This window comes from Pseudomonas sp. TH08, assembly GCF_016651275.1.
Lineage (GTDB): Bacteria > Pseudomonadota > Gammaproteobacteria > Pseudomonadales > Pseudomonadaceae > Aquipseudomonas.
This window is the reverse complement of record NZ_JAEKEE010000003.1, coordinates 592,703-609,221: the sequence shown is the minus strand read 5'-3', so window position 1 is coordinate 609,221 and position 16,519 is coordinate 592,703. Positions and strand designations below refer to the sequence as shown.

Below are 16,519 nucleotides of genomic sequence, written 5' to 3'. Positions count from 1 at the left end.
CTGCGCCTACAGGTGATGGGGAGTGGTTGTCAGGTTTTGCAACTGCCCTAACCGGCTGCGCGTGCGGCCCATGTCGATGGCATCGCCGCCGAGGCTTTCGCATAGCGACAACCGACCAAGCAGCGTCAGGTGTTTGTCCTGATCGTAGAGCACGTCGATCAGATTGATGAAGCGTTGTTGCGCGGCGATCGAGCAATCAGCCAGTTCGGGCAAGTCGTCGATGATCCAGTGATCGAAACGCTGACACAATTCCAGATAATCCATCACCGCTGTCGGCTGCTCGCACAGATCATCGAAGCTGAAACCGATACGCCGGCCCTCGCAAAACCGCGCTTGAAAATGCCGTGTGCCGACCATTATCGAGCGTGGCGCTGCATCCTGCGGCGGCAGGTTCAGGGTCGCGCGCTGCGCCGCTGTGCCCGGCCACACGTAATGGCCATGGGTAAAGACTTGATGCACCCGGTTGCGCGCCTGACTTCGGTAATCGTGCTCGCCACCCACTTCCATGATCTGCATGCGCGCGTTGATCAAGTCGATTACCGGCTTGAAACGCGCGTGATAGAGCGGGTTGGGCAGCAGCCCTTCAGGGGCGTAATTAGACGTCACCAGCAACAGAATGCCGCGTTTGAACAGCGCCTTGAACAGTCGGGTAATGAGCATCGCATCGCCGATGTCATGCACATGAAATTCGTCGAAGCACAGCACGCGACAGTCTTGCAGCAACTCATCGAGCGTGGTGGCAAGGGCGTCGTCCTGCTCGCGATGGCTGAACATGCCCTGATGCAATTGTGCGAAGAACTGATGGAAATGCAGGCGGCGCTTCTGCGTGATCGGCAGCGCTTGAAAGAATCCATCGAGCAGCCAGCTCTTGCCGCGCCCGACCGCGCCGTACAAGTAAAGGCTTGGCGGTCTTTGTGCGGTGGCCGCGAACAGCAGGCTGGCTTGCTGCGCCATACAGTCGATGACCCGCTGCTGGCTGTGACTGAGCGTGTAACCCTGGCTGTGAGCCTTGTTGCGGAAATAATCGCGGATCGACTGGGCGCTGGCGTCATGGCCCACATTGGCGGGCAAACCTTTGCCGAACAAGCGGCGCAACGCCGGCCAGCGCTGGGTCAGTCGCGAACGTTTTGGCAGTCGAACGGGCACTGTCCGGTTACTCCGAGTGGGTCAAGCCGGCTTACCGAGCGCGGCGGCACAGTGTAACCAGACGTGGAATCGTCCTTCCAGCACCGGCAGGCGAGACTGGGCGATCACTGAACAGGATTGCATAAGACGTCTGGCTATTTTGCGCGACATCGTTTGCTGGGTTGCCAACCTTTCGAAACATATCCCGGCCGATAGATGGATCCAATACGACTGGCGGATTCGTCGACCGTTGCTAACCTGAAACACAGTAACGACATCCGGACGGTCCCTCACAAGGAGTGAGGCAGTGAATGTACGTGGGGTCATGGGTCTGCTGGGCGTGCTGATAGCGCCAGTTGATGCGGCGGATCTGCAGGTCGAAGTGCGCGTTGACGTGCTGCGCGGCTGCCAGTTGATCGGCCAGCAGCGCGGGGCCGGTATCGAGCAACTCGGCGTGCTTGATTTCGGCAGCACGGCGCGGCTCGATGACCCGGCGGGGCCACTGGGAGCGGCGTTGACCCATCAACGCTTGCCGCGCCTGGAGTGCAATCCGGACACGCCTTATCAGATGCGGGTCGATGGCGGTTTGCATGGCGGTGTGGGAGAGGTGCGCTATATGGCCGGAGCGGCTGGCAGCAAGCCGATTCCCTATCGTCTATTTCAGGACGCCGCACGGCGGGTGCCACTGGTGGTGGATGTACCGATCAGTGGACGGGTGCCGGACAGCGGCACGGTGGAGTTGCCGCTGTATGCGCGGATCGAACAACTGGCTGAAGTGCCGCGGGTCAGCCGTTATTCCGATCTGATCAAGGTGACGGTCACGTGGTGACCGCAGGTTTTAGTCAGCAACCCGCAGGATTGGGTTGTGCACGGAAGGGGCGTTCAAAGAACGCAATGGTCGGATGAACCTGAAGGAGTAGGGACAGGCGCAATGACAGGCAAGTACTGGATGGTCATCGCCGCAGGTACGCTACTGATGCTCGCCGAAGATGCACAGGCGGCAGTCAGTGGGCAAATCCATGCACGACTGATCCTGATCGCCGGCTGCGAAGTGACCAATGGCACCAGCCCCGGTAGCCCGGTGAGCGATTTCGGTTCTCTCGATTTCGGCGAGCAGGGCCCCACCTGGACCGCACCGATCAAGGCCAGCCTCGACGCTGACAGCAGCGGCAAACTCAATGTCGCCTGCAATCCTTCGGTGACCGGTTTCACCGTCACCATCAACGGCGGCGCCCACGGCGACGGCACCACGCGGCGCTTGAGCAATGGCCGCCAGACCATCCCCTATCAACTGTTTCTGGATGCCTCCGGCAGCCAGAGCTACAGCATTGGTCAGACACACAATTTCGCTGTTACCAGCGGTGCGCAGATACCCATTCCGGTATTTGGCTCGGTGGTGGCGAATACCCGCGCGGTTCCGGCAGGGGTCTACACCGACACCCTGACGGTGACGCTCGACTGGTAAACCCGTAGAGGACGGACACATGCGTATTGCATCAAGGATAGGTTTGTCGTTGCTCGGTCTGGCGCTGTCTTCCAGTGCCAACGCCGCCACCACGGTCACCGGCCAGATCACCTCCAGCCTGATCCTGATCAGCAGCTGTCAGGTCAACGGCGCCGGCGGTACCACTGGTCTGAACTTCGGTGCTCTGAACTTTGGCACCACCAATAGCCTGTTCACCACGGCTTCCGGGCAGGTGTTGGGTGGTGGCGGCGGGGCGCTGTCGATTCTCTGCTCCAATGGCACGACCCCGACGATCACGGTAGGGGCCGGAGCCAATGACGGCAAATCGACCGGTGGCGCCCGTGCGCTGTACGACGGGGTCGCCAACTACGTGCCCTACGATTTGTACACGGACTCCGGTTTTTCGACGCTGCTGCCGGTCAACGGCACGATCAACCTGGCGGCCAGCACCGGTACCGCGCAGACGGTGAACATCTACGGCCAGGCGAAGGGCAAGGCCGGTCTGCCTGCGGGGACTTACACCGACACCATCGCCGTTCAGCTGACGTTCTGATGCCATGCCTCGCCATGGCTGCGCCGCGCTGCTTCTGCTCTGGGCGGGCAGTGCGCCGTTACCGTTGACGGCGGCGACCAGCCAGAGCTTTCAGGTCAGTGCCACGGTGACGGCGGGTTGTCTGGTGGTGGGCGGGGTGTCGAACTATGGCGGACTGAATTTCGGTTCGAATTCGGCGCTGGCGACCAACACGGTGAAAGTGGCGTTGACCGGTGGCGTGCAGCTGCAATGCACGCCGGGCGTAACGTTGAACATGACCGTTGATGGCGGCCAGTACAACAGCAGCGGGCGGCACATGCAGGTCAACAGCGGCAGCGCGCGCGTGGCGTATTCGCTGTTTCGCGATGCGGCTTACAGCCAGAGCCTGGGTATTGGCCAGAGCATGGCGGTCGCCTATAGCGATGCGAACAACATCAGCCTGCCGATTTACGGTCAGGTGCAATTACCGGGCAATCAGCCTGGGGGGACGTACAGCGACGTGTTGCAGGTGCAACTGTCGTGGTGAGGCGAAGTTCGATTTGCCGACAAGGAGCAGTTTTATGGGGGCAGTTACGTCACGGCATCCGTTCATTCAGTGCGCGATGCTGGCGCTGGTCATGCTGGGTGCAGGCCACGCCTGCGCCGCCAGTTCGGTGCTGATCTGGCCGATCGATCCGGTGCTGGAGGCCGATCAGCAGGCCAGCGCGCTGTGGCTGGAGAACCGCGGCAATGAAACCGCCAATCTGCAGATCCGCGTGTTTGGTTGGAGTCAGAACGGTTTTGAAGAGCAATACCAGAATCAGCGCGACGTGATCGGCAGTCCACCGGTGGCGAAGATCGAGCCGGGCCAGCGGCAACTGGTGCGTCTGACCCGAACCAAAGAAGTACCGCCGGGGCAGGAACTGGCTTACCGGATCATCATCGATGAAATCCCGGCGGCTCAACCGCCTGCTGCTGACGGTGGCAAAACGGCTGCGGCCATTCGCTTCCAGATGCGTTATTCAGTGCCGCTGTTTGCTTACGGTGCCGGGCTGTGGAGCAAAGAAGACAGCACCCGCCCACGTGATCCGAAAAGTATCGGTTTGCCGCAATTGAGCTGGCGCACGGTTGCCGTGGACGGGAAGCCTTTTGTCGAAGTGCGTAATCAAGGCGCGGTGCATGCGCGGCTGACCGACGTGGCAATCAAGCAAGGTGCGCAGAGCAGACCACTGGCAGAAGGACTGCTCGGTTATGTGCTGCCGGGCGCAGTGATGCGCTGGCCAGCACCGGGCGCCTTGTCGGGTGATTCGGCGTTGCAAGTACGGGTCAACGGCGCGCCGCAGGTGCAGAGCATCACCCCGGCACGGTAGCCGGACGAAGATTTTTCAGATGTGCTTTTTGTGGCGAGGGGATTTAGCGAAACGTCGCACCGCCCCGATGGGCTGCGAAGCAGCCCCAAAGCTAGCAAGAGCGGTGTGTCAGGTTTAACGCGTGTTATGACTGCGTTGGGGCCGCTTCGCAGCCCATCGGGGATAAATCCCCTCGCCACAGTATTGGGTTGCGCCAGAAATACTCGGGTGTGACGAAAGGAGGATTGAGTCCATTGACGGACGTAAAGCGTGTATGAGCCGAGGATGGGCTCGCCGTATTCAGCGTCCGCTGTGGCTGATCACCGGCGCGTGTTGCCTGGTGTTCGTTCAACCATCAACGGCCGGCGAACTGCCGCCACCGCCCAGCGGCATGGAGGCCGTGAGTGATGCACAGTTGTTTCTCGAACTGGTGGTCAATCAAATGAATACCGGGCGGGTGGTCGCAGTTGATCAGCGCGGAGGGCATTTGTTTCTGCCTGCAACGGCGCTGCGTGAAACCGGCATGAAGCTGCCCGAAACGGTCGGCGCAGAAGTCGATCTCGACAGCCTGCCGGGCCTGCACAGCGATTACGACAGCGTCGGTCAGCGTCTGCTGCTCGATGTGCCGCCCGAGTGGCTTCCCGAGCAGTTCATCGGTAACCGCCAAGCCTACCCGCGCACGCCGGCACTGAGCAGTTTCGGCGCGTTGTTCAATTACGATCTGTACCTCAATGACACCGACAATGCTGGCACGTACCTGGCGGCGTGGAATGAGGTGCGGGTGTTCGACAGTTGGGGCACGCTGTCCAACACCGGACAGTACCGGCGCACGATTTCCGGGGATGCAGCCAATACGCTGAACAACGGCTATCTGCGTTACGACACGACGTGGCGTTTTTCCGATGACGAACGAATGCTCACGTACGAGGCTGGCGATGTCATCAGCGGCGCTCTGCCGTGGAGCAGTTCGGTACGTCTGGGCGGTGTGCAGTTCTCGCGCGATTTTGCGGTGCGTCCGGATCTGGTGACGTATCCGCTGCCACAGTTCGCCGGGGAAGCGGCGGTGCCTTCATCGGTGGATCTGTTTATCAATGGCTACAAATCCAGCAGCGCCGAGCTGCAACCGGGCCCTTACACGCTGACCAACATTCCCTTCATCAACGGTGCTGGCGAAGCCGTGGTGGTGACCACCGATGCGCTGGGTCGGCAGGTGTCGACCACGGTGCCGTTTTATGTCACCAGCAGCCTGCTGCAACAAGGCTTGAGCGATTTTTCGGTGGCTGCCGGTACGTTGCGCCGCGACTATGGCCTGAAGGATTTCAACTATGGGCCTGGGGTGACATCCGGCAGCCTGCGTTATGGCGTCAGCGATAGCTTTACCCTCGAAAGCCATGCTGAAGCCTCTGATTCGCTGACCCTCGGCGGGATCGGTGGCAACGTGCGCCTGGGCAACTTCGGCGTGCTCAACAGTGCTGTCAGTCAGAGCCGTTTCGATGGCGATGGCGGTGAGCAATTGAGCCTGGGTTATCAATACAGCAGCCAGCGCTACAGCTTCTCCTATCAACGTCTGCAACGCCGTGATCAATACGCCGACCTGAGCGTGATCGACAGCCCGCAAATCAGCCTCAGTCGCCGCAGTGAGCAGGCAACCCTGAGCGTCAGTCTCGACAATTGGGGCAGCCTCGGTTTCGGCTATTTCGATGTGCGTGCGGCGGACGACTCGCGTACCCGGTTGCTGAACCTGAGCTGGAGCAAACCGCTGTGGCGCAACAGCAGTGTGTACTTGTCGGCCAACCGCGAAATCGGTGACAGCAACTGGGCGGTGCAGGCGCAACTGGTGATTCCGTTCGATTTGCGCGGCAGCCTGGCAATCAGCAGCGAGCGCAACCAGAACGGCCAGAGTCAGCAGCGCGTCAACTACAGCCGCGCAGTGCCGACCGAGGGCGGCGTCGGCTACAACCTCGGTTACGCCAAGGGCGATGGCGCCGATTACCGTCAGGCCGACGTGACCTGGCGCCTGCAATCGGTGCAATTGCAGGCCGGGGTTTATGGGACGTCGGACGCCGAAACCCGCTGGGCCGACGCCAGTGGCTCGCTGGTGTGGATGGACCGGCAGGTGTTCGCCGCCAATCGCATTGACGATGCGTTTGTCGTGGTCAGCACCGACGGTTTTGCCGACATTCCCGTGCGTTACGAGAATCAGCAGGTGGGTCAGACCGACAAGAACGGCCACTTGCTGGTGCCGTGGAGCAGCGCCTATTACCGTGGCAAATACGAAATCGATCCGCTGAATCTGCCAGCCGACGTGCGCAGCCCGAATGTCGAACAACGTATCGCCGTCCGGCGTGGCAGCGGCTATTTGCTGGAGTTTCCACTGAGCCGGGTCATCGCCGCGAGCATCGTGCTGGTGGATGCGCAACAACATCAGTTGCCGCTGGGGGCCGGGGTGTTGCATGAGCAGAGCGGCGCGCGCACGGTGGTGGGTTGGGACGGTCTGGTGTACCTGGAAAACCTGCAGGCGCAAAACTCGCTGAAGGTCACGCTGGCCGATGGCAAAACCTGCCAGGCGCAGTTCAGCATCGACATCAATCAAACCCAGATTCCGCTGATCGGCCCGCTGGTGTGCCAATGACGGGCGCGCGCATTTTTCTGTGGCTGGCGCTGGTGCTGCCGGGGGCGGCGCAGGCGCTGTGCTCGGTGGTCAGCACCTCGCCGGCAGCTTTCGGCTCGATCAGCTCGATTGCCTTGCGCACCACCTCACAACCCAGCTCAACTCTGAATGGCGGATTGAGTTGCACCGGTTCGCTGCTGTCATTGCTGACCAGCAACGATCACTTCTACGCCACCATCAGCTCGACCCAGAGCGGCCTGCTCGGGCCGACCGGGGATGTCATCGGTTACACCCTCTACGCCAATAACAGCACCAGCTATCCGGTCACACGTGGCGTAGCCTTTGACTTCGCGCGCAATGGCATCATCGATGCCTTGGGTCTGCTTGGCGGTACGACACCGAAAACCGTGCCGCTGTACTTGGGGACGACCATCGGCAGCAATGTCGCCGCCGGGGTTTACAGCGAAACCCTGAGCATCTTCTGGAACTGGAATTACTGCTCCGGGATCGGCATCGGCGCGGTCTGCCTCGGCCGCGATATCAACAGCGGCACCACCACGCTGACGGTCAACCTGACCGTGTCCAACGATTGCACGATTACCGCGCCGAACATTGCCTTCGGCAATGCGCCGGTGATCAGCGCCTTCACCCCGGTGACCGGGCTGACCATCAATCTGGCCTGCACCAAGGGCAGCGCCTACACCGTCGGCTTGAGCGACGGGCAGAACCCGGTCAGCGTCGGCGGGCGACGGCGGATGATTTTCGGCAGCAATTATCTGGCGTATGACATCTTCAAAAGCGCTGGCACCACGCGTTGGGGCAGCGTCGGCTCGGCACGGCGGGCGAGTACCGACGCGGAGGTCAACCCCGGTAACGGCTTGGGCACTGGCAGTCAGATCTTCAATTACAACGCGAAGATCTACACCGACCAGACCACGCCCCCGGCCGGCACCTACCTGGACAACGTCGTGCTCGATGTCGGTTTCTGACTTGACTCGAATCCCCTCTGACTCGGCTCGGTTCCCTTTTGACCTGACTCCGTTCCTGTAGGAGCTGTCGAGTGAAACGAGGCTGCGATCTTTTGATCTTGCTTCAAAGGCAGGATCAAAAGATCGCCGCGGGCCGCGGCTCCTGCAGAGGGCGATTCAGAACTGAATGGATTGTTTCAGCAGGGGGCGGCCGGCGTATCAACCGGGCTGACCATTGCGTAGTTGTAGCCTTCACCCGACCAGTACTCGGCCTGCAAATCCCCGTCGCTGCGTTTGCCGCGTGGCAAAAAGGTGTTTTTCGGCCCCGGCGGGCGGACATAAAAACTGACCTTGTGGCCGCTGCCATCTTCATACATCACCATCGCCGCCGGCCCCTCCTCGGTGCTCAGCAGACGTCCGCTGACCGCTTGAAACCCGGCAGCTGTCAGGTCCGGCAAACGACTGGCACGGGAGAAATACCGGTCGAGCCAACGCTGCATGTCGCCGTCATTCTCAACCTTGTAGTCCGCCGGCAGCATGCCTTGCTGAGCGATCAATCGATAAGCCTGCAAGGCATCGGTCATCGGCAACACCGAGGAACGCACGAGGGTCATCTCGCGAGCCTGCCAGCCACTGAAACCGCCGAGGCTGACAGCGATCAGTAACATCGCTGCGCTGGCCAGATGGCGGCGTGACTGGCGCCGGCGGCGATGGCGCAGCACGGCCGGGTCAAGCGCCGGATTGGCCGGTTGCTGCAATGCACCGCTGAGTGCCGCGCGCAATTGCTGGGCATCCTGTTGCCAGGCGCGCACCTGCGCGGCTTCATCCGGGTGATTGGCCAGCCAGGTTTCCAGCACACGCCGGTCGGCGTCGCTGAGCTGGTGGTCGACGTAAGCGTGCAGGTCACGCTCGCTGGGAGGCAGGCTGATCATTTGAGTATCCGCAAAGAAGGGCTGTTGATTTCGCCGTCGCTGAGTTGGCGCAAGGCCTGGCGGGCGCGGGACAGGCGCGACATCACGGTGCCGATCGGGGCGCCAAGAATCTCGGCGACCTCTTTATAAGTCAGGCCTTCGACCGACACCATCAGCAGCAGGGCGCGCTGCTCGCTGGGCAGGCGATCAAAGGCTTGCAGGGTTGATTGCGCGATCACGGTGCGCTCCGTCGAGGGCTGGGCATCGTCGCGACCGGTGAAAAACTCGAGCATTCGCGCATAGCGCCGGGAGCGGCGGTGGGCATCGAGAAATTGCCGATACAGGATCGCGAACAGCCAGGCGCGCAAGTCGCCGTCGGCACGTTTGGCGCCCCAACTCGACAGGGCTCGCTCCAGACAGGCCTGCACCAGATCGTCGGCGCTGCTGCTGTTGCGCGTCAATGACACGGCAAAGCGGCGCAGCCGCGGGATCAGTTCACGTAGCTGTTCATCGAGTGCGTTCATGCCGAGGTTTTCATCGAAGGCAATACCCTGAGCCAAAAAGACAGTGTTGAGAAGGAAGACGCCCCTCAGCGAAGCTTATTCCATCGTCGTAGCTGTAAGTTTTTATCCTTCGTTTTGTAGGATGGCTCTCCGCGAGTTGTAGTCCGTGTAATGGATTTCAATTTCCCTGCTCAACCCATTTGAAAGGCGCGTTTTTCTACCGGTGCAGCCAAGGCCACCGATGAGGGACGTGACCAGAAAATGGTTGAAATCAGAAAAGGGAAATTTCCAATGAATGCGTTCGCGATAACTAATCGGTCGACACGGGGCTTCGATTCCCGGTTGAAAGTTCAGTCCAACCCATGGCAGCGCTTTGGCTGTGGCCCGCGGCTCGAGCCACAGGAGACATTGATCCACCGCGCCATCGAAGCGCAGGCCAGCGCCCGGCCTCAAGCTATTGCGGCCGAACATCAGGGCCAGTCCATCACGTACGGCGAATTGAATCGCCAGGCCAATCGGCTTGCCGCGACCTTGCTCAAGCAAGGTGTGGTGGCGGACGATCATGTGGCGCTGTTTGTCGAGCGTTCGATTCCGATGCTGGTGGGCATGCTGGCGGTTTTGAAAATCGGCGCCGCTTATATTCCGCAACACGTGGGGATTACCCCGGCCGCGCAGTTGCAGCACATCCTCTGCGTCGCCCGAGTGCGCGTCGTACTGACGCTGGCGAATCTGGCATCGACACTTCCGCTGACCAAGGAACAACAGTGCATCGACCTTGACGCGTTCATCAGCGCCGACAGTGTCGCTGCCGATGACCGGAACATTGGCAGCACAGCGTCATCGCCTGATTCGTTGTGTTTTGTGCTATTCACGTCCGGCACCACCGGGCTGCCCAATGGCGTGCGAGTGACTCAGCGCAACCTCTGCAATATTCTCCTGACGGCGCCCGGCAACCTTGGCATGCGCCCAGGGTTGAAGGTCGGGCAGATCCTCAATATCGCGTTTGATATGTCGGCCTGGGAAGTGTTGGGGTGTCTGGCCCACGGAGCAACGTTGTTGATCCGTGGCAAGGATATTGCGCAGACCGCCGAGCGATGCGACGTATTGATCGCGACACCCTCGATTCTCGCCACGCTTGATCCTGCCCGGTGCAATCAGTTGAAAGTGGTCGCGCTGGCCGGTGAGCCCTGCCCGCAACCGTTGGCGGATCGCTGGGCGGCGTTTTGCACTTTTTATAACGCCTGCGGGCCGACCGAAACCACCATCGTCAATACCATGCAGCACTATGAAGGTATCGGGCCATTGACGATCGGCAAGCCGACGCCCAATAACACGGTTTATGTTCTCGATGAGGCGGGACAGCTTTGCGGGCCGGGTGAACAGGGCGAAATGTGGGCGGGCGGTGACTGCGTGACGGCGGGGTATCTGGGCAATCCCGAGTTGACCGCCGAACGTTATCAGCCCGATCCGTTTCTCGGGAACGGGCGGCTGATGTTCCGCACCCGTGATCTCGGGCGCTGGACGGCGGACGGTGAGCTTGAACACCTGGGCCGGGTTGATGATCAGGTCAAGGTCAGAGGCTTTCGGGTTGAGCTCGATTCGGTGTCTGCGGCGTTGGAAGCGACACCTCGCTGTGAACGCGCGGTCACGCTCAAGCTCGACAGTCGCCATCTGGTGGCATTCGTCTATCCGGCGTCCACCGATGTTGACCTGGCGCGCAGTTGTTGCGAAGAACGGCTCGCCTATTATTGCGTGCCATCGCTGATCCTGGCCGTCGAGGCTATTCCGCTGACGTCCCGTGGCAAGGTCGACAAACGCCTGTTGCTTGATTGGGCTGTGGCGCATCAGGCGCAAAACGCTCGTGTCGAACAATCGGTGACGGCATGAACGAGGTGGCTCCGAACGTTGTATTGCCGCCCAAACGTGCACTCTGGCGGCGCCTTGGAACGCTGCCGATGTGTTCGCATTACAACCGTCTGGTGGTGTCGGTGTTCGCCTTTAACCTCGCCGCCCTGGTGTACGGCTTGCACGTTGGCCATTGGTGGACGTCCCACGGTGTTGCCTTGCCGACGCTGTCGGGTCTGGTGGTGGCAAATCTGTCGATGGCGATCCTGATCCGTCAGCAATACCTGATCAATCTGCTGTTCTGGCTGGCGACCCGCGCGCCCACCTCTTGGCCACTGGCGATTCGCCGGACGCTGGCCAAGGTTTACCACTTCGGCGGGCTGCACAGTGGCGGCGCCATGGCGGCAATTGCCTGGTTTGCGGCGTTGCTGGGTTCGATGATCTGGCAGCGTTTCGAGGGGCCGGGCGGCGTTTCGTTGACGCTGATCGGCTTGAGCAGTGGGTTATTCGGGCTGCTGTTGCTGGTGGCAATCATGGCGTTGCCGGGCATACGCGGGCGTTTTCACAACGCTTTCGAACGGACTCACCGTTTCGCCGGTTGGGCGGCATTGGCGATGTTCTGGGCGATGACGCTGGTCTTTGCCCAAGAGCAGAATCCCACGTTGGCGCTGACCGATGTTCTCCTGCGCTCGGCCTCGTTCTGGATGTTGCTGTTGCTGACGTTGAGCATCGCCTTGCCGTGGCTGCGTTTGCGCAAAGTCCCGATCAGCCTGCTCAGGCCATCGGCGCATGCGGTGGTGGCACGCTTCGATCACCACACGCCGTTCGCCGGATCCGCCACGGCGATCAGCCGCAGTCCGCTGTGGGAGTGGCATTCCTTCGCCAATATTCCTACACCCGGAGAGGAAGGTTTCCGACTGATAATTTCTCGGGCGGGTGACTGGACTGGCGCGTTTATCGAGCAGGCGCCGACCCATGTCTGGGTCAAGGGCATCACCACGGCGGGCGTGGCAAATATTGAAACGCTGTTCAAATCGGTGGTGTACGTCGCCACTGGCAGCGGCATCGGCCCGGTGTTGCCGCATCTGTTGGCCGGACAAGTGCCCATACGCCTGATCTGGTCGACCCGCAGTCCGCGAGAGACCTATGGCGATTCGTTGGTGGATGAAATCCTTGCGGCGCAACCCGACGCCCTGATCTGGGACACCGATGTGTCGGGTAAACCCGATCTGGTCAAGTTGGCGTATGCCGCTGTGCAGTCATTTGGCGCAGAAGCGGTGATCTGCATTTCCAACCAGACCCTGACCCAACGCGTGGTCGAGGAAATGGAAGCTCGTGGTATTCCGGCCTACGGCGCCATCTGGGATTCCTGACGCCGAGCCGAGATTTTTCCCACAGACACTTTATGCAAGGAATGAGATGAACATGAACATTTTGATTGAACGACTGGGGCGCGTGGTGTTGATTCGGCTCAATCGCCCGCAGGCGCGCAATGCGCTGAGCACGCAGTTGATGACCGAGTTGCTGGAGACTCTGCGCGGGTTGGATAACGATCCGGGTGTAGGTTGTTTCCTTATCACCGGTACGAAGGAGTACTTCGCTGCTGGCGCCGATATCAAAGAGATGTCTGCGAAGTCCTGTCTGGAGATGATCGAGGAAGACTACTTCGCCGGATGGGACGCATTCGCCGCCTTCAGAACGCCGAAAGTGGCTGCGGTTGCGGGGTTTGCCTACGGTGGCGGTTGCGAGTTGGCGATGATGTGTGACGTGATCATCGCCGCCGAGTCCGCGCGTTTTGCCTTGCCGGAAATTACCCTCGGGGTGATGCCGGGTATGGGTGGAACCCAGCGGCTGACCCGACTGATCGGCCGAGCGAAGTCCATGGACATGATTTTGACCGGACGCTCGATCTGCGCCCGAGAAGCCGAACAGGCCGGATTGGTTTCACGGGTGATAGCCACCGATGATTTGCTTGAGCAAGCCTTGGCTGTTGCGCAGCGCATCGGCGGTTTTCCCCGAACGGCAACGCGGGCTGCCCGTGAAGCGGTGGATCGTTCGACGGAGTCCGGGATGCGCGAAGGTATTCTGTTCGAGCGCAGGGTGTTTCATGGCCTGTTCGCGACACCTGGGCAAAAGGAAGGCATGCGAGCGTTTCTGGAAAAGCGCGAACCACGTTTTGAGCAGATGTAATCTGCTCGTAGCTTCGTCCTGCGCAGTGAGGTGAAAGAAACTACAGTTCAAAGGGAATAATCCTACGAGGCGTACGTCTCATAGCACCTTTCCCTATGGCCGATGGCCCTGGAGTTTTTCATGGTTGATCGCACCTCACCGCCCATTTCACCGCCAGGCGGGCCACAGCGCCCACCATTGGGTGCGGCAAGTCTGATATTGCGTCTGAGCGGGATTGCCGTGGTCGTCGCCGCCGTAGCAGGGGCGTTTGCCTACGTACATGGCAACTTTGACCCACAGCGGCTGACGCCAAAAGCGCTGGTCGATGTGCTGGAGAAGAACAACGGCGTGCATCCCGGGTTTCGTCGCAATCACGCCAAAGGCGTGTGCGTGATCGGGCATTTCGAGAGCAGTGGCGAGGCGCGGGCGTATTCCAGCGCGCAGGTGTTCAACGAATCGCGTACTCCGGTGGTCGGGCGCTTTGCGCTGCCAGCGGGGAACCCATATGCCCCGGACAGCAGCGTGCCGATTCGCAGTCTGGCGTTGCGTTTCACCCAGGCCAACGGGCAGCAATGGCGCACCGGGATGAACAGCATGCCGGTGTTCCCGGTGGGCACGCCTGAGGCGTTCTATCAGTTGCAGCAGGCGCAGTCGCCGGATCCGGCCACGGGCAAACCTGACCCGAGCAAGGTGCCGGCGTTCTTTGCCGCACACCCGGAAGCCGTGCCGTTTTTGACCTGGGTGAAGACGGCCAAGCCGTCAGCCAGTTACGCCACAGAAACTTACAACAGCATCAATGCCTTCTATCTGGTGGACGCCAGTGGCAAAAAGCAGGCCGTGCGCTGGAGCATGACTCCGCTGGCGCAGGACGCTGCAGGTGCCAGCGCAGCGCAGGGCAGTGATTTTCTCGAAAACGATCTGGTGCAACGGCTGGCCGCTGCGCCGCTGCGCTTTCAGTTGAATATCACGTTGGCGAATGCCGACGATCCGCTGAACGATGCGAGCAAAATCTGGCCCGCCGGGCGCAAAGTGCTGAACGCCGGGACATTGGTGCTGGAAAAGACTCAGCCGCAATTGAGCGGTGAGTGCCGCGACATCAACTATGACCCGCTGGTGCTGCCGGCGGGGATTCAGGGCAGCGACGACCCATTGCTTGCGGCGCGTTCCGCCGGTTATGCCGATTCCTACCTGCGTCGCACCAGCGAAGTCAGCCAGTTGCCCGCCGCCAAACAGGAGGCTCGCCCATGAGCACTCAACCGACGCATTTCGCCCTGCTGGCGCGGCTGCTGCACTGGCTGATGGCCGTTATGATCATCGCCATGCTGTTTATCGGTGCGGGTATGGTCACCTCGGTTTCAGAGCGGCATGAATGGCTGATTCATCTGCACAAACCACTGGGGATCGCGATTCTGGCGCTGGTCGTTGTTCGCTTGCTGGTGCGATTTTCCACCCGCCAGCCACCGCTTCCAACAGATCTGCCGGACTGGCAAGTGATGGCGGCCAAGGCTTCGCATGTGTTGCTGTACGCGTTGATGCTGGTGTTGCCGCTACTCGGCTGGGCAATGATCAGCGCCTCCGGTGAACCGGTGATGCTCGGCACCGCGTTGCAGTTGCCGTCGATTGTGCCGGCCGATGCGCAGTTGTTTGCGTTGTTGCGCAAGGCGCACGGGTATCTGGCGTATCTGCTGTTTCTGACCGTGCTGCTGCACCTGGCGGCAGCGCTGTTTCATGGCTGGGTGCGCCGCGACGAGGTGCTCGATAGCATGTTGCGAAGCAAGGATCGCCGTTAACCGGCTGGCGTGGCGCACTGGGCCGGTGCGCCGCTTTTCAGGGTCAGCCACCAGTACGCCAGGGCAACGGCGTTGATTCCGGCGCCGAGCCAGCACACGCCAATCCACCCAGCCCACGCGTACATGGCTGTCGAACCGATTGAGCCCAGCGCACTGCCGATCGAATAAAACAGCATGTAGCCGGCGGTGAGACGACTTTGCGCCTCGGGGCGCACGCTGTAGATCATGCTCTGGCTGGTGACGTGCACGGCTTGCAGACCGAGGTCCAGGGTGATCACGCCGAGCAACAATGCCCACAGCGAGGATTGGGTGAGGGCGATTGGCAACCACGACGCCAGCATCAGCAATAACGAAAGGCCACTGACCCATTGCCCGAAACCGCGATCGGCTAGATGTCCGGCTCGCGCGGCCGCCAGTGCACCGGCGGCACCAGCAAGTCCGAAAAGTCCTATTTCACTGTGGGAAAGCGAGAGCGGTGGGGCGGCGAGTGGCAGCACCATCGGCGTCCAGAGCACCATGGCGCTGGCAAAGGTCAGCAGCGCGAGCAATGCGCGTTGACGCAGCACCGCTTCTTCCTTGAACAAGCTGAATACCGAGGCGATCAGTGCGCCATAGGTTGTCACTGGTTGCGCGGCTTCATGCCTGGGCAGCACGCGCAGCAGCAACAATGCCATCAACAACGTCAGGCCCGCCGAGAGGAAATAGATGGCCCGCCACCCGGCCAGATCAGCCATCCCACCAGCGACTGTGCGCGCCAGCAGAATCCCGACAACGATGCCACTGGTGACCACGCCGACCACTCGACCGCGTTGGGCGGCAATCGCCAGCGTCGCGGCGTAAGCCACCAACACTTGCGTCACGACCGCGAGCAAACCGGTCAACGTCATACCGAGCAACAGCCACAGGCTGTTGGGTGCCAGCGCAATCATCAGCAAGGCTACCGCCGACAGCAGAGTCTGGGTGACGATCAAACGGCGACGATTGAGCAAATCGCCGAGCGGCACCAACAACACCAGCCCGACGCCGTATCCCACCTGAGTCAAGGTGATGACGATGCCAATGGACGCCGCAGACAGGCCAAACGCCTGGGCCATCGCATCGAGCAACGGCTGAGCGTAGTAAACGTTGCCGACGGCGAGACCGCATGCCACAGAGAACAGCAAAACGGCACCGCTGCTTAGAGATTTCATGGCCTCAGTCCTTTTAGGTTTCAAAATAAAACCTTATCGCAATGTGGTTTTATTTTGCAACCTGATTGCGCAAGGCAGTGGA

The 16,519-nt window shown here is 60.9% G+C and carries 15 protein-coding genes and 1 pseudogene; 12 read left to right on the top strand and 4 right to left on the bottom strand.

Features of this window, described 5'->3' with window-relative positions; genetic code table 11:
* Window positions 1-6 precede the first annotated feature (6 nt).
* Window positions 7-1,146 carry a cell division protein ZapE gene (zapE, locus tag JFT91_RS16080; RefSeq protein WP_201233028.1) on the bottom strand — a complete coding sequence of 380 codons (1,140 nt, stop codon included), beginning with the start codon at window positions 1,144-1,146 and terminating at the stop codon, window positions 7-9.
* 304 nt (window positions 1,147-1,450) lie between these two features.
* Between zapE and JFT91_RS16075 the strand changes: the two genes are divergently transcribed.
* The 7 genes from JFT91_RS16075 (at window position 1,451) to JFT91_RS16045 (ending at window position 8,050) form a co-directional block, all read left to right on the top strand.
* Entirely contained in the window at window positions 1,451-1,954 is a 504-nt protein-coding gene (locus tag JFT91_RS16075) for a Csu type fimbrial protein (RefSeq protein WP_201205316.1), read from the top strand.
* Window positions 1,955-2,056: 102 nt separating this feature from the next.
* The gene (locus JFT91_RS16070; RefSeq protein ID WP_201226425.1) at window positions 2,057-2,590 is read left to right on the top strand and encodes a Csu type fimbrial protein; all 534 of its coding nucleotides are present in this window, start codon (window positions 2,057-2,059) and stop codon (window positions 2,588-2,590) included.
* A gap of 19 nt (window positions 2,591-2,609) precedes the next feature.
* Complete coding sequence (locus JFT91_RS16065; RefSeq protein ID WP_201233026.1) at window positions 2,610-3,143, top strand: Csu type fimbrial protein; 534 nt, start codon at window positions 2,610-2,612, stop codon at window positions 3,141-3,143.
* Window positions 3,144-3,147: 4 nt separating this feature from the next.
* Entirely contained in the window at window positions 3,148-3,648 is a 501-nt protein-coding gene (locus JFT91_RS16060) for a Csu type fimbrial protein (protein WP_201233024.1), read from the top strand.
* 34 nt (window positions 3,649-3,682) lie between these two features.
* On the top strand, window positions 3,683-4,471 hold the full coding sequence (locus JFT91_RS16055; protein WP_201233022.1) for a fimbrial biogenesis chaperone: 789 nt from the start codon (window positions 3,683-3,685) through the stop codon (window positions 4,469-4,471).
* Between the two features lie 253 nt (window positions 4,472-4,724).
* On the top strand, window positions 4,725-7,082 hold the full coding sequence (locus JFT91_RS16050) for a fimbria/pilus outer membrane usher protein (RefSeq protein WP_201226421.1): 2,358 nt from the start codon (window positions 4,725-4,727) through the stop codon (window positions 7,080-7,082).
* Complete coding sequence (locus JFT91_RS16045) at window positions 7,079-8,050, top strand: Csu type fimbrial protein (protein ID WP_201233020.1); 972 nt, start codon at window positions 7,079-7,081, stop codon at window positions 8,048-8,050. Before JFT91_RS16050 ends, JFT91_RS16045 begins: the two co-directional genes overlap by 4 nt.
* A gap of 156 nt (window positions 8,051-8,206) precedes the next feature.
* Here the strand turns inward: JFT91_RS16045 and JFT91_RS16040 are convergent.
* A pseudogene (locus JFT91_RS16040) lies at window positions 8,207-8,961 on the bottom strand (anti-sigma factor family protein).
* Window positions 8,958-9,464, bottom strand: coding sequence for a sigma-70 family RNA polymerase sigma factor (locus tag JFT91_RS16035; RefSeq protein WP_201233016.1), 507 nt, complete (start codon window positions 9,462-9,464; stop codon window positions 8,958-8,960). The pseudogene JFT91_RS16040 and the gene JFT91_RS16035 overlap by 4 nt, the downstream one beginning before the upstream one ends.
* Before the next feature lie 270 nt (window positions 9,465-9,734).
* Between JFT91_RS16035 and JFT91_RS16030 the strand changes: the two genes are divergently transcribed.
* From JFT91_RS16030 to JFT91_RS16010, 5 genes are all read left to right on the top strand, one after another.
* On the top strand, window positions 9,735-11,330 hold the full coding sequence (locus JFT91_RS16030; protein ID WP_201233014.1) for an amino acid adenylation domain-containing protein: 1,596 nt from the start codon (window positions 9,735-9,737) through the stop codon (window positions 11,328-11,330).
* Complete coding sequence (locus JFT91_RS16025; RefSeq protein WP_201233012.1) at window positions 11,327-12,661, top strand: FNR domain-containing protein; 1,335 nt, start codon at window positions 11,327-11,329, stop codon at window positions 12,659-12,661. The genes JFT91_RS16030 and JFT91_RS16025 overlap by 4 nt, the downstream gene beginning before the upstream one ends.
* Window positions 12,662-12,713: 52 nt before the next feature.
* A complete protein-coding gene (locus JFT91_RS16020) occupies window positions 12,714-13,478 on the top strand; it encodes an enoyl-CoA hydratase-related protein (protein WP_201233010.1) in 765 nt (254 codons plus the stop codon).
* A 120-nt stretch (window positions 13,479-13,598) separates the two neighbouring features.
* On the top strand, window positions 13,599-14,705 hold the full coding sequence (locus JFT91_RS16015; RefSeq protein WP_201233008.1) for a catalase family peroxidase: 1,107 nt from the start codon (window positions 13,599-13,601) through the stop codon (window positions 14,703-14,705).
* Complete coding sequence (locus tag JFT91_RS16010) at window positions 14,702-15,247, top strand: cytochrome b (RefSeq protein WP_201233006.1); 546 nt, start codon at window positions 14,702-14,704, stop codon at window positions 15,245-15,247. Before JFT91_RS16015 ends, JFT91_RS16010 begins: the two co-directional genes overlap by 4 nt.
* Here JFT91_RS16010 and JFT91_RS16005 read toward each other — a convergent pair.
* Window positions 15,244-16,437 (bottom strand): MFS transporter, encoded by a 1,194-nt coding sequence (locus JFT91_RS16005; RefSeq protein ID WP_201233004.1) that lies wholly within the window; start codon window positions 16,435-16,437, stop codon window positions 15,244-15,246. The genes JFT91_RS16010 and JFT91_RS16005 overlap by 4 nt on opposite strands.
* Between the last annotated feature and the right edge of the window lie 82 nt (window positions 16,438-16,519).

Bases quoted from the DNA above. Each gene is read 5' to 3' on its own strand.
- JFT91_RS16075 (WP_201205316.1), top strand. From the start codon at position 1,451: ATGGGTCTGCTGGGCGTGCTGATAGCGCCAGTTGATGCGGCGGATCTG.
- JFT91_RS16070 (WP_201226425.1), top strand. From the start codon at position 2,057: ATGACAGGCAAGTACTGGATGGTCATCGCCGCAGGTACGCTACTGATG.
- JFT91_RS16065 (WP_201233026.1), top strand. From the start codon at position 2,610: ATGCGTATTGCATCAAGGATAGGTTTGTCGTTGCTCGGTCTGGCGCTG.
- JFT91_RS16060 (WP_201233024.1), top strand. From the start codon at position 3,148: ATGCCTCGCCATGGCTGCGCCGCGCTGCTTCTGCTCTGGGCGGGCAGT.
- JFT91_RS16055 (WP_201233022.1), top strand. From the start codon at position 3,683: ATGGGGGCAGTTACGTCACGGCATCCGTTCATTCAGTGCGCGATGCTG.
- JFT91_RS16050 (WP_201226421.1), top strand. From the start codon at position 4,725: ATGAGCCGAGGATGGGCTCGCCGTATTCAGCGTCCGCTGTGGCTGATC.
- JFT91_RS16045 (WP_201233020.1), top strand. From the start codon at position 7,079: ATGACGGGCGCGCGCATTTTTCTGTGGCTGGCGCTGGTGCTGCCGGGG.
- JFT91_RS16035 (WP_201233016.1), bottom strand. From the start codon at position 9,464: ATGAACGCACTCGATGAACAGCTACGTGAACTGATCCCGCGGCTGCGC.
- JFT91_RS16030 (WP_201233014.1), top strand. From the start codon at position 9,735: ATGAATGCGTTCGCGATAACTAATCGGTCGACACGGGGCTTCGATTCC.
- JFT91_RS16025 (WP_201233012.1), top strand. From the start codon at position 11,327: ATGAACGAGGTGGCTCCGAACGTTGTATTGCCGCCCAAACGTGCACTC.
- JFT91_RS16020 (WP_201233010.1), top strand. From the start codon at position 12,714: ATGAACATTTTGATTGAACGACTGGGGCGCGTGGTGTTGATTCGGCTC.
- JFT91_RS16015 (WP_201233008.1), top strand. From the start codon at position 13,599: ATGGTTGATCGCACCTCACCGCCCATTTCACCGCCAGGCGGGCCACAG.
- JFT91_RS16010 (WP_201233006.1), top strand. From the start codon at position 14,702: ATGAGCACTCAACCGACGCATTTCGCCCTGCTGGCGCGGCTGCTGCAC.
- JFT91_RS16005 (WP_201233004.1), bottom strand. From the start codon at position 16,437: ATGAAATCTCTAAGCAGCGGTGCCGTTTTGCTGTTCTCTGTGGCATGC.